Genomic DNA, 26,963 nt, shown 5'->3' with positions numbered 1-26,963 from the left:
CGCTTCAGCTACGCCATTCTGAGCCGGGCATGCCCGGCTTTTTTACGCCAGATTGTTCCCAAAAATCCTCCCGCGCGCCTCGCCCTCTATACTTATCTTTTTGTTCATTATTTTCACCGGAGGATGCCGTGCCGTGGATCTTGCTGTTGCTTAGCCTGTTTTGTGCGCCATCGTTCGCCGTTTCCATCCCCGGCGTCACCACCGGCACGACCGCCACACAGCAAACGACACCGCCCCCAGAGCCGGATGTTGAACAGAAAAAAGCCGCCTACAGTGCCCTTGCCGATGTGCTTGAAAACGATACTTCCCGGCAGGAGTTAATCGGACAGTTGCGAAAAATCGCCGCCACGCCGCCGCAGGAGCCGGTGCCGACAATTACCCCTCCGCAAGTGGAAGAACAAAAAACGGTGCTGGAAAATGTCACCGACGTGAGCCGTCACTATGGAAGCGAGCTCTCCTCGCGCTTTGCCCAGCTCTATCGCAACCTGATTGGTTCGCCCCATAAACCGTTTAATCCCCATACGTTTACGACAGCCGCCACACAGTTTTTGATGCTGGCGGGCGCTGTATTTCTGTTTTACTGGCTGGTACGCCTGTGCGCATGGCCGCTCTACCGTAAGATGGGGCAATGGGGGCGCAAGAAGAACCAGCAGAAAAGCAGCTGGTTACACCTGCCGCTGATGATAGCGTCGGCGTTTATCATCGATTTACTGCTGCTGGCGCTGACGCTGTTTATGGGCCAGGTCCTGGCCGACAGGCTTAACGCCGGCAATAAAACCATCGCTTTCCAGCAGGCGCTCTTCCTCAACGCCTTTGCGCTGATCGAGTTCTTTAAGGCGCTGCTGCGTTTGATATTTTGCCCGCACGTACCGGATCTTCGTCCCTTCTCGATTCGGGATGAGAGCGCCAGATACTGGGCGCTGCGCCTCAGCGTGCTCAGTGGATTGATTGGTTACGGTCTGCTGGTTGCCGTGCCGATCATCTCCAATCAGGTCAACGTGCAGTTTGGCGCCCTGGCGAATGTGCTGATTATGATCTGCATTACCGTCTGGGCGTTGTACCTTATCTTCCATAACAAAAAGACCATTACCCAAAGCTTGCTGCATCTGGCCGATCGTTCCCTGTCGTTTTTCAGTCTCTTTATCCGCGCCTTCGCGCTGGTGTGGCACTGGCTGGCGAGCGCCTACTTTATCGTGTTGTGCTTCTTCTCGCTGTTCGACCCGGGCAACAGCCTGAAATTTATGATGGGGGCGACGTTCAAGAGCCTGGCCATCATTGGCATTGCGGCATTTGTCTCTGGCCTGCTGTCGCGCTGGCTATCGAAAACCTTCACCCTCTCGCCACAGGTGCAGCGCAGTTATCCGGAACTGCAAAAAAGGGTCAACGGCTGGATCTCGGTATCACTGAAAGTGGCGCGCATTCTCACCGTCTGCGTGGCGATTATGCTGTTGTTTAACGCATGGGGATTGTTTGACTTCTGGAACTGGCTGCACAACGGCGCGGGCGAAAAGACCGTCGATATTTTAATTCGCATCGCGCTGATCCTCTTCTTCTCTGCGGTTGGCTGGACGTTGCTGGCGAGCCTTATCGAGAACCGTCTGGTCTCCGACATTCACGGCCGCCCCCTGCCCAGCGCCCGTGCCCGCACCCTGCTGACGCTGTTTCGCAATGCGCTGGCGGTTATTATCAGCACCATTACCATCATGATTGTGCTCTCGGAAATCGGCGTGAACATCGCGCCGCTCCTGGCAGGTGCCGGCGCGCTGGGGCTGGCTATCTCCTTTGGTTCGCAAACCCTGGTGAAGGATATAATCACCGGTGTCTTTATCCAGTTTGAGAACGGGATGAACACCGGGGATCTGGTCACGATTGGGCCGTTAACCGGCACGGTAGAGCGCATGTCCATTCGCTCCGTCGGCGTGCGCCAGGACACCGGGGCGTACCACATAATTCCTTGGTCATCGATAACCACCTTCGCTAACTTTGTCCGAGGCATTGGCTCGGTAGTGGCCAACTACGACGTTGACCGTCATGAAGATGCAGGTAAAGCGAAACAGGCGCTACGGGACGCCGTGGAAGAGATGATGGCGATGGAGGATATTCGCGGGCTGGTGATTGGAGAGCCGTCGTTTGCCGGTATTGTCGGTCTGACGAACACGGCATTTACCCTGCGCGTGTCGTTCACCACGCAGCCACTGAAGCAGTGGACGGTGCGCTTTGCGCTCGACAGTATGGTGAAAAAACACTTTGACCTGGCCGCGGTGCGGATGCCGGTGCAGACCTATCAGGTATTACCCTCACCGGCGTCCCCCACACCGCCACAGGAGCCCACCTTATAGCGTGGGGACCGGGTAACGGCGTCGCCTTACCCGCCCTGCCTGCGGGTTATTTACTGCGCTTGTTAGCGTCCATAAATGACCAGGCGATAAAGCGGCTCTGCTTCTGGCCTTGCGCCATCTCTTTTTTCACCACGTTAACGGCACCCACGTCGGTCAGTGCACGGTAGAGGGGTGGCAGGTTATCCCCACGGGATACCAGCGTCGTGAACCATTTAACCTGACGGCCAAATACTTTACTTTCCTCAATCATTCGCAGGATGAATGCCACTTCTCCCCCCTCGCACCACAGTTCCTGTTGCTGCCCCCCAAAGTTCAGCGCGGCATCTTCCGCCTGACCGAGATTGCGGCGTTTGCGCTCACTGCCCGCACGGGCGGTGGCCGCGGAGTCATGGAACGGTGGGTTACACAGGGTGGCATCGTAGCTTTCGTTCTTGTGGATAATCCCGTTGAAGATCGATGCGGCATCTTTCTGCCGACGCAAGCGGACAGACCGGCTTAACCCAGGGTTGGCGTTGATAATCGCCTGTGCGCTGGAAAACGCCTCATTACCGATTTCACTGCCGGTAAAGCGCCAGTGATATTCATGAACGCCAATCAACGGATAAATCAGGTTCGCCCCGGTACCGATATCAAGCACGGATGCTTGCTCAGGGATGACACCGTTGCGATCGTCAGCGAGAAGATCGGCAAGATGGTGGAGATAATCGGCCCGCCCCGGCACGGGTGGGCAGAGAAAGCCTTCCGGAATATCCCAGTGCGCCACACCGTAATAGTGTGCCAGCAGGGCTTTATTGAGCATTTTAACCGCCTGCGGATCGGCAAAGTTGACCGAAGGTTCACCGGCAGGTGTCTGCACAATGTAATCCTGCAGCGAAGGACAGCTCTGACACAACGCATTCATGTCATAGCGGTTACGATGGCGATTTCGTGGGTGCAATCCCGGCTTTTGGGAAGTCATGGCTTTCTCCTTTAAACAGCGGCGTAAGATACCCTTTGCAGGCTCAACGGTAAATATTTCTCTGCGACGCTCAAAAACCCGTCATAAATCAAACACCTTTATGTCTATGATCTGTCAGTAAAACGTCAGTTTTTATCGTTCAAAAAATAAGCAGATCATCATCAAATTTTTGCGCTAAATCACACTCGCCAGGCTTCTAAACTTAAAGGGAATCACCTGTTGTTTCCTCATGAGGATGTGATTATGAAAAAATACCTGACCCTTGTTGTTCTCGCGGGTGCACTGGCTACCGCGTCATTCTCTGCCATGGCGGTACAGTCATTGACCGACAATACAGACACCAGCCAGCTCAAGCCTGCGGGCACCGTCTCGGTAAGCCGCGCAAGTAACCTTGACGATCTCCAGAATAAACTCGCCGAAAAAGCCCGCCAGGAAGGGGCTAAAGGTTTCGTGGTTAACGCCGCGGGCGGGGATAACCATATGTATGGCACGGCGACCATTTATAAATAACGTCTCTTTCTATAAACAAACTGCATCTGCCTGACAGATGCAGTTCCTCTCTGCCTTGACTGCACGTTTTTTCACCCCATAGTAAAAACAAGGTTTAACAGAACCCAGGAGTAAACCATGGCTTCCGGTTGGGCAAATGATGACGCCGTTAACGAACAAATCAACAGTACAATTGAAGATGCGGTTGCGCGCGCTCGCGGTGAAATTCCGCGCGGTGAAAGTCTCTATGAATGTGAAGAGTGTGGAGAAGTGATCCCGGAAGCGCGGCGCAAAGCCATACCGGGCGTGCGGTTATGCATCGCCTGCCAGCAGGAGAAAGATTCGAAAAATAGCGCGCACTCAGGATATAATCGCAGAGGATCGAAAGACAGCCAGCTACGTTGACTTTCCTTTACCGAAGTTAACGGCGCAAGCGGTTACCTTTACGCTCACGGTTTTTTGCGAACCGCGTAGCAAAATGTGCCCTTCTCGTCGCGTCTGTAAAGCGCAGCTACAAGAAGTGTAAAGTCGTCCTCTGAATTTATTAATATTCAATAAGTTATTTGTCATTCAATTTTTTTGAGCAACCACGTCAATTCTCTTCGATTTTCTCTCGCATAAAAAAACGTGATACTTATCACATCGACGGAACATCGTCCCCTTAACAGAATCACCTGCGAGAGATTAATTATGAAAACCATCAAATATGCTGTTGCTGCTGTTGCCCTGTCCGCTCTGTCTTTCGGCGCTTTTGCTGCAGAACCTGTTTCTCCATCTCAGGCGCAGAGCATGAACAAACTCGGTGTGGTAAGTGCTGAAGGCGCGACCACTCTGGACGGTCTGGAAGCGAAACTGGCTGAGAAAGCTGCTGCTGCCGGTGCAAGCGGATACACCATCACCTCCGCGAACACCAATAACAAACTGAGCGGTACTGCGGTTATCTATAAGTAATTGACTGAATGCTCCACCCTCGCCATACCCTCTGGTGAGCTGCTCCAACCCTCATTGACCCTGTTGTTGTTACCCTTGCTTGCCCGTCCGCCACTGGACGGGCTTTTTTTTGGGCTTAAAACGTCTCCCCGACGCGTTCCATCCCTGCCTCTACGGATTCAACTTCACCGGTCGCCAGCAGGCAACAGGCCATCTGCAACTTGATCGCGTGCGGTACCGGAACCTTTCCGGCCAGGCACTGCTCAATCCAGTGGGCGGTGGTATGCGGATCTTTTGCGTCAGGCAGGATCGCGTCGGAACGCTCTTCCCCTCGCTCGAGAATGGCGCGCGTGCCAGCGGAATCAATCAGCATCATCTGTGGGCAGCGCTGCGGGTTAGCATACACCTCGCCTTCCGTGCCGTGCATCAACAAGGCCCTGCCGCCTATGTCTTCAAAGAATTTCCCCACGCGCGTCACGTACTCCGGGTGAGAGACGCTGGAAAGACGCAGCGCCGCGTCTTCGCCAAACGGCGTAGCCAGTTTCGCCAGCGTATGCGCGCTGTTACGCACGCCCATGCGCCAGCGCATATCAAGCTGCTTCTCCAGCGGGGGGCAGAGTGCTCCGACAGGGATATAAACCGGCTGATGGCCATCAAGCTTCGCCTGTGCCTGGCCGGCATGCCGTGTGGGTTCGATACCCAGCATGCCGAAAATCGTTTCAGTCAGCACGCGGGTTGGATCTTCGCTTACGCCATGCACCACCACCGGGAAGCCCAGCTTGTGCAATAAAATAGCGAGCAGCGGCGTCAGGTTGGCTTGCTTACGTGCCCCGTTATAACTCGGGATCACAATCGGCATCGGTTTTGCCACTGGCGCGTTTAAGCGCAGGGTCTGCGCCTGCATTGCTTCGTAGAAGCCGCGCATCTCCGCTTCGCCTTCTCCTTTGATACGCAGCGCTATCAGGATACCGCCCATTTCAAGGTCGGGTACGTCACCGTTGAGCATATGCGTATAGAGCGCACGAGCGGTTTCATGGTCCAGATCGCGGGCATGATTTTTCCCTCGTCCTACCTCTTTGATAATTTTGCGATAATCCACGACATCTCTCCTGACAGCTTCATCTTGTTAACAATATAGCCCTGAAGAACGTCTGGCCGTTAGTGTTTTTGAACCGGATCATCCTTCTGTTTTTATGACGAAAAAAGAAACTCAAGCACTATTTCAATTATTTGTGATTGCCGTTGAAGATTCTTACCCCACCCGTTTCTGATTAAATAACCAACGGAAAATCATTTAAGGTCAACGGTGAAAACGTCCAGGCAACGTTCTCACCAGAAACATACCAGGATTTGTTATGAACAAGGTTGCTATAGGTTTATTTATCGCCGCAACGGCAGGATGTTCTGCATCCGCATTTGCGGCAACAAACGGTGAAGGTCAGATTAACTTCACCGGTGAAATTATTGATTCTGCTTGTCAGGTAGTGAACGGGTTAAGTAATCCATTAAATGTTCAGTTAGGCAAAGTGTCTAAAACGGTATTTACCGGGGCTGGATCTACCAGCACATTAACCAAGTTTGATATTCAATTAAAGAATTGCCCGGAGACCGTGACTTCCGCCGCCATTAACTTCGGCGGCACGCCGGATCCGGATAACAACACTACGCTGGCATTAACGCCGGATGTAGATGCTGCAACAGGTGTCGCTATTCAACTGGTGGACGCGTCTGAGCAACCGGTGAGTCTGTATACGCCCTCTCAGCAATATCCGTTAGCCTCCGGTACGGCGGTCAATAACCTGGAATTTGGAGCCCGTTATATTCAGACCCAGGCTGCAATCACCGCAGGCCTGGCAAACGCCGTGTCGACCTTCACCGTTATTTATAACTGATATTATCCATCCTGAGATATTAGCTCTGTTCTGAGAGTTAATATCTCTTCTTTTATTGAGATACCTTTATGCGCCACGGTTATTTACTGAGTGCTCTTTTACTGGTAGCCGCCACTTCCCATGCCGGTGTCGTTATTAATGGCACACGCCTGGTCTATCAGGGCGACAAAAAGGAGTCGTCTCTGGGTCTTTCAAACCCAGATGCCACGGATTATCTGGTACAGTCCTGGGTTGATTCTGGCGGTAAAAACCCGGCTAAAGCCCCCTTCCTGATCACCCCACCGCTGTTTCGTCTCGATGCAAAAGAGGATAACGTCCTGCGTGTCGTGCGCACCGGCGGGAATTTGCCCGAGGATCGTGAATCTCTCTACTGGCTTAATATCAAAGCTATTCCCTCGTCAAAGCACGTCGAAGGGGTAAATACCCTGCAGATTGCCATTAATACACGCATTAAATTGTTGTATCGCCCGTCAGCAATAACAGGCAAACCCGAGGCTGTGGCGGACAAGCTTCAGTGGCATCGTGAAGGTCACGACCTGGTTGTGAATAACCCGACGCCTTTCTATATGAATTTCCAGACGGTGATGCTTAACGGCCATAAAGTGGATAAAGCCACCTGGGCAGTCCCCAAAACGGAAACGCACTTTGCCTTACCCGATAATGCCAGCGGGTCGACCGTCACCTACTCCGTTATTACTGATTACGGCAGCATCAGTCAGACCTGGTCGGCATCCGTTCATTAACACCCACTCAGGCTATTAATATCATCATGTACAGCCATAAAAAGCCGTTCATCCATCGCCTTTCTTCAATGCTGGTCATTTTATGTGGCCTGGCACTGGCGATCTTTGCGCAGCAGGTTATGGCTGATGATTACTTCAACCCGGCATTACTGGATATTGATAATCCTCAACAGGGGAAAACCGACCTGTCTGTTTATGAAAAAGGACCGGGACAAGCCCCCGGAAAATATCAGGTCAACATTTTCATCAACAATAATAAAATTGATACCCGTGATGTCACGTTCAAATTAATAAAAGACGCTCAGGGCAATCATTCTCTTCAACCCTGCTTTAGCCTGGATGAGCTAAAAAACCTTGGGATCAAAACCCGGCAGAATCCCGCGCTGATGGCTAAAGGCCAGTGCGCCGATATAAGCGCCATTCCCGCGGCATCCGCAACGTTTCAGGTTCGTCATCAGCAACTGTTGCTCAGTATTCCACAAACGGCGCTGGGCCAGGTCCCACGCGGGTATATCGACCCGAAAACGTTCGACGAAGGGATCACCGCAGGTCTGCTGAACTACAGCGCCACCGCCAGCCAGAGCCATGCCCGTGTACAGGGAGAGCAGGATAACAGCAGCCAGTACGTTAACCTGCGCCCGGGCCTCAATGTGGGCGCCTGGCGCATACGCAATTATTCCACGTGGAATCGCAGCACAACGGGCAACGAGGAAGAGCACAGGTTCTCCTCCGTCTACACCTATGCTCAACGCGATATCGTGGCGATGAAAAGCGATATGACCGTCGGGCAAAGCACCTCCCCGTCGGACGTTTTCGACAGCGTGCCCTATACCGGGGTTGAGCTGAAATCCGATACCGACATGCTCCCGGACAGTGAAAAAGGCTATGCGCCGATTATTCGCGGCACTGCCCACAGCAATGCGCTGGTGATGGTTCGTCAGAACGGTTACGTCATTTATCAGAACACGGTTGCACCCGGTGCGTTTGAAATTAACGATCTCTATCCCACCGGCAGCAGCGGCGATCTGCAGGTCACCGTGAAAGAGACCGACGGCAGCGAAAGTCACTTTGTCGTGCCCTACGCCTCGGTCCCGGTACTGCAGCGTGAAAAGAATCTCCGCTACAGCGTGACCGCCGGGCGTTACCGGTCTTACGACAAGGACGTCGAACAAACCCCGTTTGCCCAGGGCAGCGCCATCTACGGCATGCCATTGGGTTTCACCGCCTACGGTGGTGCGCAGCAGAGTCGCCATTATCAGTCCCGGGCGCTGGGCGTCGGGAAAAACCTGGGCGATTTGGGTGCTTTCTCCCTTGATGTCACCCGCGCCAAAGCGCTGCTGAAAAAACAGCAGACCAGCAAAGGCCGCTCCTGGCGCGTTCGCTACAGCAAAGATTTTGTCGCCTCGGGCACTCACTTCTCCCTGGCGGGCTATCGCTACAACAGCAAAGGGTTTTACACCCTGGAAGACACGATGGAGTCTTACACCCGTTCAGATGACGGGTCTGCGCCGCAGCAGCGACGTGCCCGAACGGAAGCCACCGTCGACCAGACGCTGCCCGCGGGCTGGGGCTCTGTCACCCTGAGCCTGGTCAAAGAGACCTACTGGAGCCAGAGCCAGGATATGACCTCCATGAGCGTCAGCTACAACAATAGCTGGCACGGCGTCAGCTACAGCCTGAGCTACAGCATGAACAAAAACACCCAGGACAGCGATGCGAACGGTGAGGATGTGATGAACGACAACCAGTTCTCGTTAAACGTCTCCGTTCCACTGGATCGCTGGATGCATAACACCTGGGCCACCTACAACCTCAACAACACCAAAGACGGTACGACGCAGAACATCGGCCTTAACGGTACCGCGCTGAAGGGAGACAACCTGAACTGGAATATTCAGGAGGGGCTGAGCAGCACCGGTAGCGGAAACTCCACCAGCATGAACGCCGATTATAAAGCGACCTATGGCGAAGTGAGCGGCGGGGTAAGCCAGGATAAATATCAGCAAACCGTAAACGTCGGGCTGCAGGGTGGCGCGATCGTGCACGCCAACGGCATAACCCTGAGCCAGCCGCTCGGAGAGACCATCGCCCTGGTGAAAGCACCGGGAACACACGGTACGCATATCGCCAATCAGACGGGCGTTGAGACCGACTTCCGCGGCTATACCGTCGTGCCGTTTGTTACCCCTTATCGCCACAATACCATTGCGCTGGATACCGAAACCCTGCCCGACGAGGCCGACGTGACGCACGCAGCGTACGTTGTGACCCCGACACGCGGGGCCGTGGTGCGCGCCAGCTTTAATACCCGCGTGGGCAGCCGCGTCCTGATGACGCTGACGCACAACGGTAAACCGCTGCCCTTCGGTGCGACGGTAACAACGGAGGATAAGGACAGCGAATTTATTGTCGGCAATGACGGCCAGACCTATCTCTCCGGCCTGCCAAAGCAAGGGCATCTCGCCGTCACCTGGGGACAGGATGCGAGCGAGCACTGCGAGGCCGACTACGTCCTTACGGATGAGACAGAGAAAACCAACATCCTTAACGCTGCTGCGCAGTGCCACTGATTCACCGTTCAGGCAAACCATTATGCAAATGATTAAACAGTGCTTTTTCTTCCTGGTTCTGGGAACCGCCGCGTTATTTATGCCACATGCTAACGCGCTCTGTACCTCATCCGATCTGCCAAAACAGATTAATGTGGCCTCCGTATCCGTCTCGAGCACGTTGCCGGTAGGTGCCACCATTCCGGGTACCGAGCAGACCGTTCACGTGGCGGGCAACTGCTATAACCCTTCTGACTTCGGGCTTCCGATTGTTGCGTGCTATTACGGCGCAGGTCTAGAGATCCCCGGCCTTTCTGGGGTGTATGAATCAGGGCTGGAAGGAATTGGCGTAGCGCTGATGAATGACAAAGGCCAGCGAATTACCGGTGCCGGGGGAATTTACTGTAATTCAAGCGGCACGCCGCTGGGCTATGTCTCCAACGACATTTCTGAGTCCTTTAACTTTAATGTCACACTGGAACTGGTGAAAACGAGCAATACGGTCAAATCAGGTTCGCTTTCTCAGGCGGAGTCTAAATTTGGTGTCGGGGTTTATCAGCATGAAGGCATCAGCGATCCCAATACGATTTCCTATGCGGGCAATGTGAATCTCGAAACGGTTACCTGCTCTGTCCTGCCCAAAAATCTCACCGTGAACCTGGGCGATTTTCCCGTCAGTGATTTTATCAGTATCGGGTTGCTATCCAGCCCTGCACAAAACTTTGACATCACGATTAATTGCGACAGCACCGTCCAGCCTGAGCTAAAGGTGACCAGCGCAAACGGCTACGAAACGGCATTCGAAGGGGTGATCAAATTGACTCAGCAGAACGGCATGGCAACCGGCGTGGGCGTGAGAATGCTCTTTGATGACCATCTCGCCACCTTTGACACCTATGTCAGCACCCGAAGCCAGGCCATCGCCAACGAAACCCTGCGAATACCGTTCGAGGTTCGTTACGAACAGGTCAGCAACGTGGTGACACCGGGGCCAGCCAATACCGTGGCGACGATCACTCTGGCTTATAAGTGACCAACATGAAAAAGACACTTGCGATCCTGATTCTCGGCTTGATTGCCCGGGCACAGGCGGACGATATTCAGATCCAGATGACAGGCAATATTTACGCCAACACCTGCATTATTGACAGCGCCAGCCGCAACCTGACGGTGGATTTAGGCCAGGCGGTAACAGGGGATTTTAAAAATGTGGGCGATACCGGCGCGTGGAAAGACTTTACGCTCTCGGTCTCGCATTGCCCTCCCACACTTGCGCTGGCGACCGCCTTTTTCTATGGTCAGGCCGACAGTACGCACCCGACAAAATTCGCCAATATCGGCAGTGCGAAAGGGTTGGCTCTGGAACTGGCAGACCGCCAGGACAATATACTCATTGCCCCGCAGGCAGCCTTTAACGTTCCGGTTAACTCAGCGGACCACACGGCAACGTTTCCTCTGGCTGCCCGCTATTATGCCAGCGCATTGCCCGTCACCGCCGGAACGTTTAACAGTGTGGTCCAGGTGACCTTTACTTACCAGTAGGACCGCGCCCCTTCGTACGGACGCTTTTACGCCGCCCGGCGGCAGGTTTTGCCGGACGTTTTTTAACATCGGGCACGTCTGGCTGTTCAATCGGAAAAACAGGCAGAGCGTTGAGTAACCGCTGGCCGTAGTTTTTGGTGAGCAGACGTTTGTCATAAATCACCACCTCTCCCCAGCAGCTGTGGCTACGGATCAGACGCCCCACCTGCTGAATCAGATTAAACGACGCCGCGGGTAAGCTTTGGACCTCGAACGGATAGCGATTGAGGCTTTTGAGCCATTCACCTTCGGTGATGACGACCGGGCTGTCGATGGGCGGGAAGGCGATTTTATGGATATGCACCTGCGTCAGGTAATCCCCCTTCAGATCCAGCCCCTCCGCGAATGACTGCAGCCCGATCAGTACGCTACGTTCCCCGTTATCAATGCGTTTGCGGTGCAGCTCTACGAGCCGGTAGCGGGGCTGATCGCCCTGCACCAGCAACAGTAATCGCAGGTCGGTAACGTGCTCCAGAAAACGCTGCATCGCCCTTCCACTGGCAAACAGGACCAGCATGCCGGGATATTTTTCACTCTCCAGCTGCTCGCGGAAATACGCTGCCATTTCGGCAATATGCTGTTCTTCGTTGTCGATAAGCGGCTCATACTTCATGCGCGGAATGACCAGCTTGCCCTGTTCACAGTGGTTAAACGGCGAATCCAGCGCCACAAAACGGTCGCCGGCTTTCTCTTTCAGCCCACTCATCTCTTGTAAACGGGAGAAACTGTTCAGGGAACGCAACGTCGCGGAAGTCACTACAACGTGCGGCACGCTGCGCCAGATAAGCTTTTCCAGCTGATCGGCAACACGAATCCCCACGCAGTGGAAAAACAGGTGCGCCTGTCCGTCTTTCACGTCACGGGTTGCCCATTTGGTGACCGGCGCACCGGACGCCTGCGCCATCGAGGCCAGACGCCAGAGCTTGCTCTGGGCTTCGAACATGCCCAACGCACGGTTCATCTGCAGCAGAATGCGGTGCAAACGTACCACGTCGTGGGTACCGGTTTTCTCACTGAGATCGTTTAAGAACATCTCCGCCAGCCCGCGCAGCTTTTCAAGGTGCTTCGCCAGTTGCTGGCAGATCTCCATCACCTCGTCGGGCAGCTCTCCCATCGCAAAGCGGTGCTCTGCTTCCTGGGTCGCCGGGAGATAAAGATTGAGAATGTTATTCAGGGAAGCAATAAGGCTGTAGACCGCTTCGCAATGTTCGCTCAGCCGCTCGGGCACCGCCAGCGGCGGCGTGGTTTTCGGGCGGAACTGCTCCATGCAGGTCGCCACCAGCTTGCAGAACAGATCCAGCTGCAGGCGGAACCACGGCGCGGTGATTTCGGCGCTCATCTCCAGCGCATCCCGCGCCACATCCGGCAAATGGTGGCCTTCATCGAGCACCAGCAGCAGGTTTTTGGGCTCCGGCAGGACGGCCTCACTCTCCAGCGCGGCCATGACCAGCGCGTGGTTAGCGACAACCACCTCCGCTTCCTGAATCTCCCGCCGTGCGACAAAGAACGGGCACTCGCGGTAGTAGTGGCAGTTGCGGTTAAGGCAACTGGCTTTATCGGTGCTGAGCCTGCGCCACAAATCATCGCTGATGGCATGGCTGGTGTGATCGCGAAGGCCGTCCCACTTGTAGCTGTCGAGCTCGGTTTTTAGCTTCGCGCACTGCTCCTGTTCCGCTTTGTTGTTCGGCGTCAGTTCATCATCCAGGAAGGCCAGCAGATCCTGCTGAGAGGGCTCACTGCTGGCGAGAGCCGCGAGATTGCGCGGACACACATAACGCCCGCGGCCAAAGGCGGCTGTAAATCGCAGTTCAGGGATGATTTTGCGCAGCAGCGGCAGGTCTTTACTGAAGATTTGATCCTGCAGGGCCACGTTAGCGGTGCTGACCACCAGCGTTTTTTGCTCTTCCCGCGCAATGGCAATGCCCGGGATTAAATACGAAAGGGTTTTCCCGACACCCGTCGGGGCTTCAATCGCCAGATGTCGTCCGTCGTCCCCGGAGAGCGTTTTTGCCACATCAGCAATCATCTGCCGCTGAGGCGCTCGGGGGATAAAATCGGGGATCTGCTGTTGTAGCGCCTTATACCAGGCGCCAATTTGCGCTTTGAGCGCCGCGGTTAAAGCCATCGGAGGACCTGAAATACTGTATAAACAGCCACTATTGTGGCACTTTCTTTCCGCTGCCGCAAAAGAAAAGCCCGGCTTTACGACCGGGCTTCCAGATTACTGCGGGTTAGCAGGTTTACGCGGGCGGCGTCGGCGCTGCCCTTCCCCTGCCGGTTTCCCCTCGCCGCTACGCCATGGGCTTTCACCGCCTGGCTTAGCCTCTGTATTACGACGCGGAGGTTTGCCCGCGGCTTTCGGTGCACCGCCTTCAGAACGACGCGGCTGCTGACTGCGCCCCCCGCCACCCTGACCACGACCACCGCCGCCGCCCTGACGGCCATTCTGAATAGGCTCCGCCTTGATGGACGGGTCCACGTCATAGCCCGGGGTTTCGATGCGCGGGATCTCTTTTCTCAGCAGACGTTCGATATCACGCAGCAGTTTGTGTTCATCCACACACACCAGCGAGAGCGCTTCACCGGTTGCCGCCGCTCGACCGGTACGACCGATACGGTGAACATAGTCTTCCGGTACGTTTGGCAGCTCGTAGTTTACGACGTGCGGCAGCTCTTCAATATCCAGACCGCGGGCAGCAATGTCGGTCGCAACCAGGACGCGAATGTCACCGGATTTAAATTCAGCCAGCGCGCGGGTACGTGCCCCCTGGCTTTTGTTGCCGTGGATCGCCGCGCTGCGGATACCGTCTTTATTCAGTTGTTCCGCCAGATGGTTAGCGCCGTGCTTGGTACGGGTAAAGACCAGCACCTGCTGCCAGTTGCCCTGACCAATCATATGGGAGAGCAGTTCCCGCTTACGCTTTTTATCAACGAAGTGCACGTGCTGGGTAATTTGCTCAGAGGCGGTGTTGCGACGCGCCACTTCCACTTCCAGCGGGTTATGCAGCAGTTTTTCCGCCAGCGCCTTGATCTCATCAGAGAAGGTGGCAGAGAACAGCAGGTTCTGACGACGCGGCGGCAGCTTAGCCAGCACGCGACGAATGTCGTGGATAAAGCCCATATCCAGCATGCGGTCAGCTTCGTCCAGCACCAGGATTTCGATGCTATCAAGCTTCAGGGCATTCTGGTGCTCAAGATCCAACAGACGACCCGGCGTTGCCACCAGCACGTCCACGCCACCGCGCAGCTTCATCATCTGCGGGTTAATGCTTACTCCACCGAAAACCACCAGCGAGCGAATGTTGAGATAGCGGCTGTACTCACGCACGTTCTCACCAATCTGGGCCGCCAGCTCACGCGTTGGGGTGAGGATCAGGGCACGCACCGGACGACGTCCTTTAGCGTGCGGCTGATTTTTTACCAGCAGCTCTAACAGCGGCAGGGTAAAACCCGCGGTCTTACCGGTACCGGTCTGGGCGCTGGCCATCAGGTCGCGGCCCTGCAGAACGGCCGGAATAGCCTGCTGCTGGATTGGGGTTGGCTCGACGTAGCCCTGCTCTGCGATAGCGCGCAAAATTTCAGGGTTCAGGCCAAGGGAATCAAAAGACATAAAAACTCCGAACCGCCCCGACCATCACAGGTGTAGTTTTCAGGGAGATATAACGAATAGGGAAGGACAAAAACCACAATGTCGTGAAGCAGCGGAGTGTAGCAGGTTTTGTGACGTGGCGCATAAAATATCCCGCGGCGCTGCGTTGACGAAAGATTTCCCGCCGTGTGGTCACTGGACAAAAAGGGCAACCGGGCATAATGTTAATCAATCGATTGATTAATTTTTAAAACCGCCATGAATACGACCCCAACGACATCGAAAGGTGAACAGGCCAAAAACCAGCTTATTGCCGCCGCGCTGGCGCAGTTTGGCGAATATGGTCTGCATGCCACCACGCGGGACATCGCGGCGCAGGCCGGGCAAAACATTGCGGCCATTACCTACTATTTTGGCTCAAAAGAGGATTTGTACCTCGCCTGTGCCCAGTGGATCGCCGACTTTATCGGTAACCATTTTCGGCCACACGTTGAAGAGGCCAGCGGGCTATTGAGCCAGCCGTCGCCGGATCGCGCCGCCATCAGGCAGCTGATTATCAGCGCCTGCGACAATATGATTCGCCTGCTGACCCACGACGAGACGCTGAGCCTGAGTAAGTTCATCTCCCGTGAGCAGCTCTCCCCTACGGCGGCTTACCAGCGAGTGCACGATCAGGTGATTGCCCCGATGCATACGCACCTGACCCGGCTGATCGCGGCCTATACCGGACGAGACGCCGACGATACCGAGACTATTTTGCATACCCACGCCCTGCTGGGTGAAATTCTCGCCTTCCGTCTTGGGCGCGAAACGATCCTGTTACGCACCGGCTGGACACAATTTGATGAGGATAAAGCCGCGCAGATTAGCCAGGTCATCACCTGTCATCTCGATCTGATCCTGCAAGGCTTAACGCAAAGGAGCCTGAAGTCATGAAAAAACCTGTCGCCATCATTCTGGTGGTCGTTGTTCTGCTTGCCGCAGGTATCGGCGGCTGGCTGTGGTATCAAAGTCACCAGGACAGAGGCCTGACGCTGTACGGTAACGTCGATATTCGCACCGTGAATATGAGTTTCCGCGTCGGGGGACGCCTGGCCTCCCTCACCGTTGATGAAGGCGATACCATCAAAACCGGTCAGATGCTGGGGATGCTCGACAAGGCCCCGTACGAGAACGCGCTGATGCAGGCGAAAGCAGGCGTTTCCGTGGCGCAGGCGCAATATGACCTGATGCTGGCCGGCTACCGTGACGAAGAGATTGCTCAGGCCGCCGCCGCGGTCAAACAGGCGCAGGCCGCCTATGACTACGCACAAAACTTCTATGCCCGTCAGCAGGGGCTGTGGAAAAGCCGCACCATTTCTGCCAACGACCTGGAAAACGCCCGCTCCTCCCGCGACCAGGCCCAGGCGACGCTGAAATCCGCCCAGGATAAATTAAGCCAGTACCACACCGGTAACCGCCCGCAGGACATCGCGCAGGCAAAAGCCAGCCTGGAACAGGCGCAGGCGCAGCTGGCGCAGGCGGAACTGGATCTGCACGACACCACGCTCATTGCCCCGTCTGACGGCACGCTGATGACCCGCGCCGTGGAGCCGGGCAGCATGTTAAGTGCGGGGAGCACCGTCCTGACGCTTTCTCTGACGCGTCCGGTATGGGTGCGCGCCTACATTGATGAGCCTAACCTCGGCCAGATGCAGCCGGGCCGCGAGCTGCTGCTCTACACCGACGGTCGGCCGGATAAACCGTATCATGGCAAAGTTGGCTTTGTGTCACCGACGGCTGAATTCACGCCCAAAACGGTTGAAACGCCGGATCTGCGTACCGACCTGGTTTATCGCCTGCGCATCATCGTGACCGATGCCGACGACGCGCTGCGTCAGGGCATGCCTGTCACCGTAAAAGTCAGCGACGGGGAACGACATGAATGACGCGGTTATTCAGCTCAACAATCTGGTCAAACGCTTCGCGGGGATGGAAAAACCTGCCGTCGCCCCGCTGAACTGTACCATTCAGAAAGGCTATGTGACCGGGCTGGTTGGCCCGGACGGCGCAGGCAAAACGACGCTGATGCGGATGCTGGCGGGTTTGTTAAAGCCCGATGAAGGAACCGCCAGCGTGCTCGGACTCGACCCGATTAAAGACGATGGCGCGCTCAATGCCATGCTGGGCTATATGCCGCAGAAGTTTGGTCTGTATGAAGACCTGACGGTGATGGAAAACCTCAATCTGTATGCTGACCTGCGCAGCGTCACTGGCGAAACCCGTCAGAAGACCTTTGCCCGTTTGCTGGAATTTACCTCGCTTGGCCCCTTCACCGACCGGCTGGCGGGCAAGCTCTCCGGCGGGATGAAACAGAAGCTGGGGCTGGCCTGTACGCTGGTGGGCGAGCCGAAGGTTCTCTTGCTCGATGAACCCGGCGTGGGCGTCGACCCGATTTCGCGCCGCGAGCTGTGGCAGATGGTGCATGAGTTAGCCGGCGATGGGATGCTGATCCTCTGGAGCACCTCGTACCTTGATGAAGCGGAACAGTGCCGTGACGTTCTGCTGATGAACGAAGGTGAGCTGCTTTATCAGGGAGAGCCGACCACGCTGACGCAGAGCATGGCTGGTCGCAGCTTCCTGTTGCACAGCGCCCAGGCCTCCAACCGTCAGCTGCTGCAGCGGGTGCTAAAGCTACCTCAGGTCAGCGATGGAATGATTCAGGGCCGTTCGGTGCGCGTGATCCTCACGAAAGAGGCGACCGCGGACGATATACGCCGTGCACCGGGAATGCCTGAAATTGAGATGGAGGAGACCGCGCCACGCTTTGAAGATGCGTTTATCGATCTGCTCGGCGGCGCAGGGACATCAGAATCCCCCCTCGCCGCGATCCTGCATACGGTTGAAGGTACGCCGGGTGAAACGGTGATTGAGGCCAAATCCCTCACCAAAAAATTTGGGGATTTTGCCGCCACCGATAACGTCAATTTCGCGGTGAAACGCGGTGAGATTTTTGGCCTGCTCGGGCCAAACGGCGCCGGGAAATCGACCACTTTTAAGATGATGTGCGGCCTGCTGGTACCTACCTCGGGGAAAGCGCTGGTGCTCGACATGGACCTGAAGGTCAGCTCCGGCAAGGCGCGTCAGCATCTGGGCTATATGGCGCAAAAATTCTCGCTGTATGGCAACCTGACGGTCGAGCAGAACCTGCGCTTTTTCTCCGGCGTGTACGGCCTGCGGGGCCGCGCGCAGAACGAGAAAATCCACCGCATGAGCGAGGCCTTTGGCCTGACGGGCATTGCTTCCCATGCCACCGACGAACTGCCGCTCGGCTTCAAGCAGCGGCTGGCACTGGCCTGCTCATTAATGCATGAACCCGATATCCTGTTTCTCGATGAGCCGACGTCCGGCGTTGACCCCCTCACCCGCCGCGAGTTCTGGCTGCATATTAACAGCATGGTGGAGAAAGGGGTCACGGTCATGGTAACCACCCACTTTATGGATGAGGCGGAATACTGCGACCGCATCGGGCTGGTGTATCGCGGCAAGCTGATTGCCCACGGTACGCCGGACGACCTGAAAGAACAGGCCGCCGATGACGAGGTGCCGGACCCGACCATGGAACAGGCGTTTATTACCCTCATCCACGACTGGGATAAGGAGAATGCCCATGCGCAATAACGCCATTTCGTGGCGCAGGGTGCGTGCGTTGTGTATCAAAGAGACGCGCCAGATCGTGCGTGACCCCAGCAGCTGGCTGATCGCTGTGGTGATCCCCCTGCTGCTGCTCTTTATCTTTGGCTACGGGATCAACCTCGACTCCAGCAAACTGCGGGTCGGGATTTTGCTGGAGCAGCAGAGCGAAGAGGCGCTTGATTTCACCCACACCATGACCGGCTCCCCTTACATCCACGCCACCATCAGCGACAACCGGCAGGCGTTAATCCAGATGATGCAGGCCGGGAAGATACGCGGGCTGGTGGTGATCCCGGTGGATTTTGCCGCCAACATGGCGCGTACCGATGCCAGTGCGCCGGTGCAGGTGATCACCGACGGCAGCGAGCCAAACACCGCGAACTTTGTACAAGGCTATGTGGAGGGCATCTGGCAGCTGTGGCAAATGCAGCGCGCCGAAGATCGCGGGGAAACCTTCGAACCGCTGATCGACGTGCAGACGCGCTACTGGTTTAACCCTGCGGCCATTAGCCAGCATTTTATTATCCCGGGTGCGGTGACCATCATCATGACGGTTATTGGCGCCATTTTGACCTCGCTGGTGATTGCCCGCGAGTGGGAACGCGGCACCATGGAGGCGCTGTTGTCTACCGAGGTCACACGGGTTGAACTGCTGCTCTGTAAGCTTATCCCCTACTACTTCCTCGGCATGCTGGCGATGCTGCTCTGCATGCTGGTCTCGGTGTTTATCCTCGGCGTGCCGTACCGTGGATCGCTGGTGGTGCTGTTCTTTATCACCAGTCTGTTTTTACTGAGCACCCTCGGGATGGGGCTGCTTATCTCCACCATCACCCGTAACCAGTTCAACGCCGCGCAGGTGGCCCTGAACGCCGCCTTTTTGCCGTCGATTATGCTGTCCGGGTTTATTTTCCAGATAGACAGCATGCCCGCCGTGATCCGTGCCGTGACCTACATTATTCCGGCGCGCTACTTCGTGAGTACGCTGCAAAGCCTGTTCCTGGCGGGGAATATTCCGGTGGTGCTGATCATCAACACGCTGTTTTTGCTGGCATCGGCGACGATGTTTATTGGGCTGACGTGGATAAAGACCAAACGGCGTCTGGATTAAGGAGCGAACATGTTTCACCGTTTATGGACATTGATACGCAAAGAGCTGCAGTCGCTGCTGCGCGAGCCGCAGACGCGCGCCATTCTGGTATTACCGGTGTTGCTTCAGGTGTTGCTCTTCCCGTTTGCCGCCACGCTGGAGGTGACTAACGCCACCATTGCTATCTACAACGAAGATAACGGCAAACATTCTGTCGAATTGACGCAGCGTTTCGCCCGGGCGAAGGCTTTTACCCACATCCTGCTGCTGAAAAGCCCGCAGGAGATCCAGCCCACCATCGATACGCAAAAAGCGTTATTGCTGGTGCGTTTCCCGGCCGATTTTTCCCGCAACCTGGATACCTTCCAGACGGCACCAATGCAGTTAATCCTCGACGGGCGCAACTCCAACAGCGCCCAGATTGCAGCCAACTATCTTCAGCAGGTGGTGAAAGATTACCAACAGGAGTTGATGGACGGGAAACCGAAACCCAACAACAGCGAGCTGGTGGTGCGCAACTGGTATAACCCGAATCTGGATTACAAATGGTTCGTGGTGCCATCGCTGATCGCCATGATCACCACCATCGGAGTGATGATCGTAACGTCACTCTCCGTCGCCCGTGAGCGCGAACAGGGGACGCTCGATCAGCTGCTGGTTTCCCCGCTCGCAACATGGCAAATTTTCGTCGGCAAAGCGGTTCCGGCGCTGATTGTCGCGACCTTCCAGGCCACCATCGTGCTGGGCGTGGGAATATGGGCCTACCAGATCCCGTTCGCCGGTTCGCTGGCGCTGTTCTACTTCACCATGGTGATTTACGGGCTGTCGCTGGTCGGGTTTGGACTGCTGATTTCCGCGCTCTGCTCTACCCAGCAGCAGGCATTTATTGGCGTGTTCGTCTTTATGATGCCGGCGATTTTGCTTTCGGGCTACGTCTCACCCGTCGAGAACATGCCGGTATGGTTACAGGATTTGACGTGGATAAACCCGATTCGGCACTTCACGGATATCACCAAGCAGATCTATCTGAAGGATGCGAGTCTGGACATTGTCTGGGGAAGTTTGTGGCCGCTACTGATCATAGCGGCCACGACGGGCTCAGTGGCGTACGTGATGTTTAGACGAAACATCGCGTAGCTTTTTCTCTTTGGTCAGTAACGAGACCACGGCAGGCCCTGCGAGGATTGCCAGACCGGCCAGGGCCAGCAGCAGGTTGTTTTGCAGCACACGCGACAGCAACCAAAGCACAATCATCGCCGCACCAAAGTACCAGGTGGTGGTGAGCTCTTCGAGCACATCACCCACCTCACGCCAGCGTGCTTCGTGGTGGCGCTGTAAAAACAGCATCGACAGTACGGTGACGCCATAGAGGACGCATAGCCCTAAGCCGACCCGCACCAGCGTGCCGCTCATCCAGCCCATCACCAGTACGGCCACGACCAGTAAATGCAACATTATCTGCCAGCAACTCAGGCCAGTTGCGACACGAACGCGTTGTTGCCACTTCATGGCTTCTCTCCTGAAGGATTTTTCTCTGCTTAATCAGACTACCGCACTTTACGGAAAATTCCGTAACACCGCATCTTTTTGTGACGCCTACTACACTTTATTTTCATCGGGATAGTCACCCTGGAAGGAACGTATGACCAAAAAAATGCAGCATTTCTCGCTTAAAGTGCTGACGATAAACATTCATAAAGGCTTCACAGCATTTAACCGCCGCTTCATTTTACCGGAGCTGCGCGACGCGGTACGCACCGTCAGCGCGGACATTGTCTGCCTTCAGGAAGTCATGGGCGCGCACGAAGTGCATCCGCTTCACTTTGAAAACTGGCCGGACACCCCGCACTACGAATTCCTGGCCGACACCATGTGGAGTGATTACGCTTACGGGCGCAACGCGGTGTACCCGGAAGGGCATCACGGTAATGCGGTGCTGTCACGTTTTCCCATTGAACATTACGAGAACCGCGACGTCTCTGTGGGTGAAAGTGAAAAACGCGGGCTACTTTACTGCCGTATCGCCCCACCGGACCTGGCGTTCCCGGTGCACGTGGGCTGTGTTCATCTGGGCCTGCGCGAAGCCCATCGCCAGGCACAGCTAAAAATGCTGGCCGAATGGACCAATGCCCTGCCCGAAGGTGAACCCGTGGTCGTGGCCGGTGATTTCAACGACTGGCGGCAGCGTGCTAACCATCCGTTGAAGGTTGATGCGGGACTTGAGGAGATTTTCACCCGTGCAAACGGCAGGCCTGCACGCACCTTTCCGGTACGGTTCCCGTTTTTGCGACTCGACAGAATCTACGTGAAAAACGCCCATGCCAGCAGCCCGACGACACTGGCGTTACTTAACTGGCGACATCTTTCCGACCATGCGCCGCTCAGCGCGGAGATCCACTTATGAAATGTTCATGGCAGGAAGGCAACCGGATCACGCTGCTGGTCAACGGAGATGAATATTACCCCGCGGTGTTTGACGCGATTGACCACGCAAAGCAGAAAGTGATCCTTGAGACATTTATCTGGTTCGAAGACGACGTCGGTAAGCAGTTGCACAGCGTGCTGCTGCGTGCTGCCATGCGTGGCGTCAAAATCGAAGTGCTGCTGGATGGCTATGGCTCACCGGACCTCAGCGATGCGTTCGTCAATGAGCTCACCTCAGCAGGCGTCGTGTTCCGTTATTACGATCCTGGTCCTCGCCTTTTCGGCATGCGTACCAATCTTTTCCGCCGGATGCACCGCAAAATTGTGGTGGTGGATGAGACGGTAGCGTTTGTTGGCGGCATTAACTACTCCGCTGAACATATGTCCGATTACGGCCCGGAAGCCAAGCAGGATTACGCGATTCGCATTGAAGGACCGGTGGTGCAGGATATCCTGCTCTTTGAGCTGGAAAACCTGCCCGGTAAAGAGGCTGCCCGTCGCTGGTGGCAGCGCCGCCATCATCGTCCGGAAGAGAACCGTCACCCCGGTGAAGCGCAGGCGTTGTTTGTCTGGCGGGATAACGGTGAGCACCGGGACGACATTGAGCGGCATTACCTGAAGATGCTGGCGAATGCGAAGCGCGAAGTGATTATCGCCAACGCCTACTTTTTCCCGGGCTATCGCCTGCTGCATGCCATGCGCAATGCGGCCCGACGCGGCGTGCGCGTGAAGCTCATTGTTCAGGGCGAGCCGGACATGCAGATTGTCAAAATCGGTGCCCGGTTGCTGTACAACTATCTGGTGAAAGGTGGCGTACAAATTTACGAATATCGCCGCCGGCCGCTGCACGGCAAAGTTGCCCTGATGGACGATCACTGGGCCACCGTGGGCTCCAGCAATCTCGATCCGCTGAGTTTGTCACTGAATCTTGAAGCTAACCTGATCATCCACGATCGCCAGTTCAACCAGACTCTCAGGGATAACCTGCAGGCGTTGATCGTGAACGACTGCGTGCGCGTGGACGAATCCATGGTGCCCAAACGCACCTGGTGGAATCTGGGCATTAGCGTGGTGGTGTTCCACTTCCTGCGTCATTTCCCGGCGATGGTGGGCTGGCTGCCGGCGCACACGCCAAAACTTGCGCTTGTGGATCCGCCTGTCCAGCCCGAAATGGAAACCCAGGACCGCGTTGAAGCGGAAGATGGAGGGAAAACCTGATGTCGAAATCACATCCACGCTGGCGGCTGGCTAAAAAGATCCTCACCTGGCTGTTTTTCATCGCCGTCGCGGTTCTGCTGGTGGTTTACGCCCAGAAAGTTGACTGGGAAGAGGTGTGGAAAGTTATCCGCAACTACAACCGGCTGGTGCTGCTGGGCGCGGTGGGTCTGGTGATTGTGAGCTACCTCATGTACGGCTGCTATGACCTGCTGGGGCGTGCCTACTGCGGCCATAAGCTCGCGAAGCGCCAGGTCATGCTGGTGTCGTTTATCTGTTACGCCTTTAACCTGACATTGAGTACCTGGGTGGGCGGGATCGGCATGCGCTATCGCCTTTACTCGCGCCTCGGCCTGCCGGGCGGGACCATTACGCGTATTTTTTCCCTCAGCATCACCACCAACTGGCTGGGTTACATTTTGCTCGGCGGGGTGATTTTCACCATCGGCGTGGTGCAATTGCCTGCGCACTGGTACATCGATGAAACCACGCTGCGGATTTTAGGCTTTGCATTACTGCTCATCATTGCGCTCTATCTTTGGGCCTGCGCCTTTGCCAAACGCCGACACATGACCATCAAGGGGCAAAAACTGGTGCTGCCTTCGTGGAAATTCGCGGTCCTGCAGATGGCCGTGTCCAGCGCCAACTGGATGGCGATGGGGGCGATTATCTGGATGCTCATTGGTGAAGATGTGAATTACTTCTTTGTGCTGGGCGTGCTGCTGGTCAGCAGCATTGCCGGCGTGATCGTGCATATCCCGGCGGGGATTGGGGTGCTGGAGGCGGTATTTATCGCCCTGCTCGCCGGAGAGCATGTTTCACAGGGTACGATTATTGCCGCCCTGCTGGCCTACCGTATGCTCTATTACTTCCTGCCGCTGGCGCTGGCAACGGTGTGTTATCTGGTGCTGGAGAGTCGGGCGAAGAAACTCCGGGCGAAGAATGAGAAAGCGTTAGCGAAGTGAGGTCTGGCGGGAGAACTTACCCGGCCTGCGCAACGCAGGTCGGGTAAGGGAAACACCCTTAACGACGGTTGCCTAAAATACGCAGCAACATCAGGAACAGGTTGATGAAGTCCAGATACAGCGTCAGGGCGCCCAGAATCGCGTATTTGCGCAGGTTTGAGCTGTCGCGTACGTCAATCTGTTCGCCAATATTTTTCAGCTTCTGAGTGTCGTAGGCCGTCAAACCGACGAAGATCACCACCCCGATATAGGTCACCGCCCACATCAGCGCTTCACTCTTCAGCCACAGGTTCACCAGCGACGCCAGCACAATCCCAATCAGCCCCATAAACAGCATGCTGCCGAAACCACTCAGGTCACGCTTCGTGGTGTAGCCGTAGAGGCTCATCGCACCAAACATCCCGCCAGCGACCACAAACGTGCTGGCGATGGAGGAATAGGTATACACGATGAAGATGCTGGAGAGCGTTAGCCCCGTCAGTGCCGAATAGAGCATAAACAGCGTGGTCGCCATTCCGGCGCTCAGCTTCTGCACCAGGCCGGAGAGAACAAAGACCAGCGCCAGTTGCGCGATGATCAGCCCAAAGAAGGTGATTTTGCTTGAGAAGATAAACATCATCAGCTCAGGCGTGTTGGCTGCATACCATGCGATAAAGGCGGTCAGCAGTAAACCGACCGTCATCCAGCCATAAACCTGAGCCATATACGTCTGCAGCCCGGTACGGGTCTGCTGTACTATTGAATCGGAACGCGGAAATCGGTCCATGATTCACTCCTGATTAAGTAGACACACACGTTAAGACTAACACATTCACGCAAACCGACTACCAACGACTGGCGGCTTCTTTGTCGCTGTCACGCGACTCAACCCACCTGTCGCCTTCCGGCGTCGCTTCACGTTTCCAGAATGGCGCTTTGGTTTTGAGGTAATCCATAATGAACTCCCCTGCGGCAAACGCGCTACTACGATGGGCACTGGTCACGCCGACAAAAACGATTTCCTCGCCAGGCCACATTTCACCAATACGGTGGATAACCGTCACTCGCCCGAGCGGCCAGCGGCCACGCGCCTGTTCAACGATCTCCGCGAGGGATTTCTCCGTCATGCCCGGGTAGTGTTCCAGCGTCAGCGCCTTTACGCTGTCGCCGAGATTATGGTTACGCACTTTGCCGGTGAAGGTGACAACCGCACCGTCTTCGTCACGCTCTGCCAGCCAGTCATATTCTGTACCAACGCTGAAACGATCATGACCTACCAGAATTCGGGTTTCAGCCATCTTAGCCCCCTGTCACCGGCGGGAAGAAGGCCACTTCATCCCCGGCCGTCAGCGGATGGGTCAGCTCCACCAGCGTCTGGTTAACCGCGGCCAGCAGCTTGCCTTCATCCAGCGCCAGCGCCCAGCGGTCGCTTTGCGCGGCAAGATGCGCACGCAGGTCGGCAACGGTGTCAAACGGGGCATCAAGCGTCAGGCTGTCGGTGCCCACCAGCTCGCGGACCTGAGCAAAAAAGAGCACCTTAATCATGGCTGTCCACCTTAAAATCACCGGATTTACCACCGCTTTTCGCCAGCAAACGAACCGGGCCAATCACCATATCTTTCTGCACCGCTTTGCACATGTCATAGATAGTTAACGCGGCGACAGAGGCCGCCGTCAGGGCTTCCATCTCAACCCCGGTTTTCCCGGTTAAGCGGCAGAGCGACTCGATGCGCACGCGGTTGTGCTCCGGCTGCGCCTGCAGGTTGACTTCCACCTTGCTCAGCATCAGCGGGTGGCAGAGCGGAATTAAGTCCCAGGTACGTTTCGCAGCCTGGATCCCGGCGATGCGGGCGGTGGCAAAGACATCGCCTTTGTGATGGCTGCCGTCAATAATCATCGCCAGGGTCTCTGGCAACATGGTCACGAAGGCTTCAGCACGCGCTTCACGCACCGTTTCGGCTTTGGCGGAGACATCTACCATATGTGCTTCGCCAGCGGCGTTAATGTGGGTCAGTTGCGACATAACTTATTTCTTTAAATGGGGATGGAAATTACACGGACGGGTACGGGCATCCAGCTGCGGCGCAATAATATTTTCCCACGCGGTGCGACACGCTTTTGTCGAGCCGGGCATGGCAAAAATCAACGTGCCGTTCGCCACACCGGCCACCGCACGCGACTGCAGCGTGGAGGTGCCAATCTCTTCAAACGAGAGCATGCGGAACACTTCACCAAAGCCTTCCACTTCCCGGTCAAACAACGGGACGAGCGCCTCGGGAGCCTGGTCGCCTGTGGTAAAGCCGGTGCCACCGGTGATCAGCACCACCTGCACCTCATCGCTGGCAATCCACTGAGAGACCCGTGCACGAATGGCATAACGGTTCTCTTTCACGATCGCCTTATCAACAATACTGTGCCCGGCATCATGTGCCGCATCGCGCAGCCAGTGGCCGGAGGTGTCATCCTCTTCACCGCGGCGGTCGGAAACGGTAAGAATAGCAATGCGTGTCGGGATAAATTCCGCGCTAACCTGACTCATCTTCTGGTT

General features: G+C 55.9%; 27 protein-coding genes. 17 read left to right on the top strand and 10 right to left on the bottom strand.

Annotated features, from left to right (window positions below):
* Nucleotides 1-128: 128 nt before the first annotated feature.
* Nucleotides 129-2,339, top strand: coding sequence for a mechanosensitive channel protein (gene ybiO, locus AC2FAP_RS01505; RefSeq protein ID WP_485452819.1), 2,211 nt, complete (start codon nucleotides 129-131; stop codon nucleotides 2,337-2,339).
* Nucleotides 2,340-2,385: 46 nt separating this feature from the next.
* On the opposite strand, the gene rlmF is transcribed toward ybiO, so the two are convergent.
* Complete coding sequence (gene rlmF / locus AC2FAP_RS01500; RefSeq protein WP_020884914.1) at nucleotides 2,386-3,297, bottom strand: 23S rRNA (adenine(1618)-N(6))-methyltransferase RlmF; 912 nt, start codon at nucleotides 3,295-3,297, stop codon at nucleotides 2,386-2,388.
* 243 nt (nucleotides 3,298-3,540) lie between these two features.
* Here rlmF and mcbA point away from each other — a divergent pair, with 243 nt between their 5' ends.
* The 3 genes from mcbA (at nucleotide 3,541) to ybiJ (ending at nucleotide 4,737) form a co-directional block, all read left to right on the top strand.
* Nucleotides 3,541-3,807 carry a DUF1471 family periplasmic protein McbA gene (mcbA, locus tag AC2FAP_RS01495; RefSeq protein ID WP_032677729.1) on the top strand — a complete coding sequence of 89 codons (267 nt, stop codon included), beginning with the start codon at nucleotides 3,541-3,543 and terminating at the stop codon, nucleotides 3,805-3,807.
* Nucleotides 3,808-3,924: 117 nt separating this feature from the next.
* Entirely contained in the window at nucleotides 3,925-4,191 is a 267-nt protein-coding gene (locus AC2FAP_RS01490; protein ID WP_014169247.1) for a DksA/TraR family C4-type zinc finger protein, read from the top strand.
* Nucleotides 4,192-4,476: 285 nt separating this feature from the next.
* Nucleotides 4,477-4,737 (top strand): DUF1471 family protein YbiJ, encoded by a 261-nt coding sequence (gene ybiJ / locus AC2FAP_RS01485; protein WP_020884917.1) that lies wholly within the window; start codon nucleotides 4,477-4,479, stop codon nucleotides 4,735-4,737.
* A 115-nt stretch (nucleotides 4,738-4,852) separates the two neighbouring features.
* On the opposite strand, the gene ybiB is transcribed toward ybiJ, so the two are convergent.
* The gene (gene ybiB / locus AC2FAP_RS01480) at nucleotides 4,853-5,815 is read right to left on the bottom strand and encodes a DNA-binding protein YbiB (RefSeq protein ID WP_040016981.1); all 963 of its coding nucleotides are present in this window, start codon (nucleotides 5,813-5,815) and stop codon (nucleotides 4,853-4,855) included.
* A 256-nt stretch (nucleotides 5,816-6,071) separates the two neighbouring features.
* Between ybiB and AC2FAP_RS01475 the strand changes: the two genes are divergently transcribed.
* The 5 genes from AC2FAP_RS01475 to AC2FAP_RS01455 all read left to right on the top strand — a co-directional run bounded on the left by AC2FAP_RS01475 (nucleotide 6,072) and on the right by AC2FAP_RS01455 (nucleotide 11,442).
* A complete protein-coding gene (locus AC2FAP_RS01475; RefSeq protein WP_014169244.1) occupies nucleotides 6,072-6,608 on the top strand; it encodes a fimbrial protein in 537 nt (178 codons plus the stop codon).
* 68 nt (nucleotides 6,609-6,676) lie between these two features.
* Nucleotides 6,677-7,351 carry a fimbrial biogenesis chaperone gene (locus AC2FAP_RS01470; protein WP_059305587.1) on the top strand — a complete coding sequence of 225 codons (675 nt, stop codon included), beginning with the start codon at nucleotides 6,677-6,679 and terminating at the stop codon, nucleotides 7,349-7,351.
* A gap of 26 nt (nucleotides 7,352-7,377) precedes the next feature.
* Entirely contained in the window at nucleotides 7,378-9,921 is a 2,544-nt protein-coding gene (locus AC2FAP_RS01465) for a fimbria/pilus outer membrane usher protein (protein WP_250368719.1), read from the top strand.
* 22 nt (nucleotides 9,922-9,943) lie between these two features.
* Nucleotides 9,944-10,933 carry a fimbrial protein gene (locus tag AC2FAP_RS01460; protein ID WP_228175827.1) on the top strand — a complete coding sequence of 330 codons (990 nt, stop codon included), beginning with the start codon at nucleotides 9,944-9,946 and terminating at the stop codon, nucleotides 10,931-10,933.
* A gap of 5 nt (nucleotides 10,934-10,938) precedes the next feature.
* Nucleotides 10,939-11,442: a fimbrial protein gene (locus AC2FAP_RS01455; RefSeq protein ID WP_020884922.1), complete on the top strand. Its 504-nt coding sequence runs from the start codon at nucleotides 10,939-10,941 to the stop codon at nucleotides 11,440-11,442.
* Here the strand turns inward: AC2FAP_RS01455 and dinG are convergent.
* Together dinG and rhlE are read right to left on the bottom strand one after the other, a co-directional pair.
* Nucleotides 11,429-13,606: an ATP-dependent DNA helicase DinG gene (gene dinG / locus AC2FAP_RS01450; protein ID WP_025204630.1), complete on the bottom strand. Its 2,178-nt coding sequence runs from the start codon at nucleotides 13,604-13,606 to the stop codon at nucleotides 11,429-11,431. The genes AC2FAP_RS01455 and dinG overlap by 14 nt on opposite strands.
* Before the next feature lie 96 nt (nucleotides 13,607-13,702).
* Nucleotides 13,703-15,091: an ATP-dependent RNA helicase RhlE gene (rhlE, locus tag AC2FAP_RS01445; RefSeq protein ID WP_020884924.1), complete on the bottom strand. Its 1,389-nt coding sequence runs from the start codon at nucleotides 15,089-15,091 to the stop codon at nucleotides 13,703-13,705.
* Between the two features lie 237 nt (nucleotides 15,092-15,328).
* Between rhlE and cecR the strand changes: the two genes are divergently transcribed.
* Genes cecR through AC2FAP_RS01420 form a run of 5 tightly spaced genes read left to right on the top strand, consistent with a single transcriptional unit; the run spans nucleotide 15,329 to nucleotide 20,969 of the window.
* Nucleotides 15,329-16,006 (top strand): transcriptional regulator CecR, encoded by a 678-nt coding sequence (cecR, locus tag AC2FAP_RS01440; protein ID WP_014169235.1) that lies wholly within the window; start codon nucleotides 15,329-15,331, stop codon nucleotides 16,004-16,006.
* The gene (gene hlyD / locus AC2FAP_RS01435; protein WP_014169234.1) at nucleotides 16,003-16,998 is read left to right on the top strand and encodes a secretion protein HlyD; all 996 of its coding nucleotides are present in this window, start codon (nucleotides 16,003-16,005) and stop codon (nucleotides 16,996-16,998) included. The genes cecR and hlyD overlap by 4 nt, the downstream gene beginning before the upstream one ends.
* Nucleotides 16,991-18,730: an ATP-binding cassette domain-containing protein gene (locus AC2FAP_RS01430; RefSeq protein WP_410383860.1), complete on the top strand. Its 1,740-nt coding sequence runs from the start codon at nucleotides 16,991-16,993 to the stop codon at nucleotides 18,728-18,730. Before hlyD ends, AC2FAP_RS01430 begins: the two co-directional genes overlap by 8 nt.
* On the top strand, nucleotides 18,720-19,853 hold the full coding sequence (locus tag AC2FAP_RS01425) for an ABC transporter permease (RefSeq protein ID WP_410383858.1): 1,134 nt from the start codon (nucleotides 18,720-18,722) through the stop codon (nucleotides 19,851-19,853). The genes AC2FAP_RS01430 and AC2FAP_RS01425 overlap by 11 nt, the downstream gene beginning before the upstream one ends.
* Nucleotides 19,854-19,862: 9 nt before the next feature.
* On the top strand, nucleotides 19,863-20,969 hold the full coding sequence (locus tag AC2FAP_RS01420; protein WP_014169231.1) for an ABC transporter permease: 1,107 nt from the start codon (nucleotides 19,863-19,865) through the stop codon (nucleotides 20,967-20,969).
* Here AC2FAP_RS01420 and AC2FAP_RS01415 read toward each other — a convergent pair.
* A complete protein-coding gene (locus AC2FAP_RS01415) occupies nucleotides 20,931-21,341 on the bottom strand; it encodes a YbhQ family protein (protein ID WP_014169230.1) in 411 nt (136 codons plus the stop codon). The two genes, AC2FAP_RS01420 and AC2FAP_RS01415, sit on opposite strands and share 39 nt — an antisense overlap.
* Before the next feature lie 133 nt (nucleotides 21,342-21,474).
* Between AC2FAP_RS01415 and AC2FAP_RS01410 the strand changes: the two genes are divergently transcribed.
* From AC2FAP_RS01410 to AC2FAP_RS01400, 3 genes are read left to right on the top strand one after another with little or no spacing between them, the layout of a single operon-like run.
* A complete protein-coding gene (locus tag AC2FAP_RS01410) occupies nucleotides 21,475-22,236 on the top strand; it encodes an endonuclease/exonuclease/phosphatase family protein (protein WP_228175829.1) in 762 nt (253 codons plus the stop codon).
* The gene (gene clsB, locus AC2FAP_RS01405; RefSeq protein ID WP_079231252.1) at nucleotides 22,233-23,474 is read left to right on the top strand and encodes a cardiolipin synthase ClsB; all 1,242 of its coding nucleotides are present in this window, start codon (nucleotides 22,233-22,235) and stop codon (nucleotides 23,472-23,474) included. The genes AC2FAP_RS01410 and clsB overlap by 4 nt, the downstream gene beginning before the upstream one ends.
* On the top strand, nucleotides 23,474-24,436 hold the full coding sequence (locus AC2FAP_RS01400) for a lysylphosphatidylglycerol synthase domain-containing protein (RefSeq protein ID WP_014169227.1): 963 nt from the start codon (nucleotides 23,474-23,476) through the stop codon (nucleotides 24,434-24,436). The genes clsB and AC2FAP_RS01400 overlap by 1 nt, the downstream gene beginning before the upstream one ends.
* Nucleotides 24,437-24,494: 58 nt before the next feature.
* Here AC2FAP_RS01400 and AC2FAP_RS01395 read toward each other — a convergent pair whose 3' ends face one another.
* From AC2FAP_RS01395 to moaB, 5 genes are read right to left on the bottom strand one after another with little or no spacing between them, the layout of a single operon-like run.
* On the bottom strand, nucleotides 24,495-25,202 hold the full coding sequence (locus AC2FAP_RS01395) for a Bax inhibitor-1/YccA family protein (protein WP_014169226.1): 708 nt from the start codon (nucleotides 25,200-25,202) through the stop codon (nucleotides 24,495-24,497).
* Between the two features lie 58 nt (nucleotides 25,203-25,260).
* On the bottom strand, nucleotides 25,261-25,713 hold the full coding sequence (gene moaE / locus AC2FAP_RS01390) for a molybdopterin synthase catalytic subunit MoaE (RefSeq protein ID WP_014169225.1): 453 nt from the start codon (nucleotides 25,711-25,713) through the stop codon (nucleotides 25,261-25,263).
* A gap of 1 nt (nucleotide 25,714) precedes the next feature.
* Entirely contained in the window at nucleotides 25,715-25,960 is a 246-nt protein-coding gene (gene moaD / locus AC2FAP_RS01385) for a molybdopterin synthase sulfur carrier subunit (RefSeq protein ID WP_020884929.1), read from the bottom strand.
* Nucleotides 25,953-26,438: a cyclic pyranopterin monophosphate synthase MoaC gene (moaC, locus tag AC2FAP_RS01380; RefSeq protein WP_008501142.1), complete on the bottom strand. Its 486-nt coding sequence runs from the start codon at nucleotides 26,436-26,438 to the stop codon at nucleotides 25,953-25,955. The genes moaD and moaC overlap by 8 nt, the downstream gene beginning before the upstream one ends.
* Before the next feature lie 3 nt (nucleotides 26,439-26,441).
* On the bottom strand, nucleotides 26,442-26,954 hold the full coding sequence (gene moaB / locus AC2FAP_RS01375) for a molybdenum cofactor biosynthesis protein B (protein WP_020884931.1): 513 nt from the start codon (nucleotides 26,952-26,954) through the stop codon (nucleotides 26,442-26,444).
* Between the last annotated feature and the right edge of the window lie 9 nt (nucleotides 26,955-26,963).

The organism is Enterobacter cloacae complex sp. 394I7, from assembly GCF_057320345.1.
Note: the sequence above shows the minus strand (reverse complement) of the source record. Positions and strands in the feature narration are given on the sequence as shown.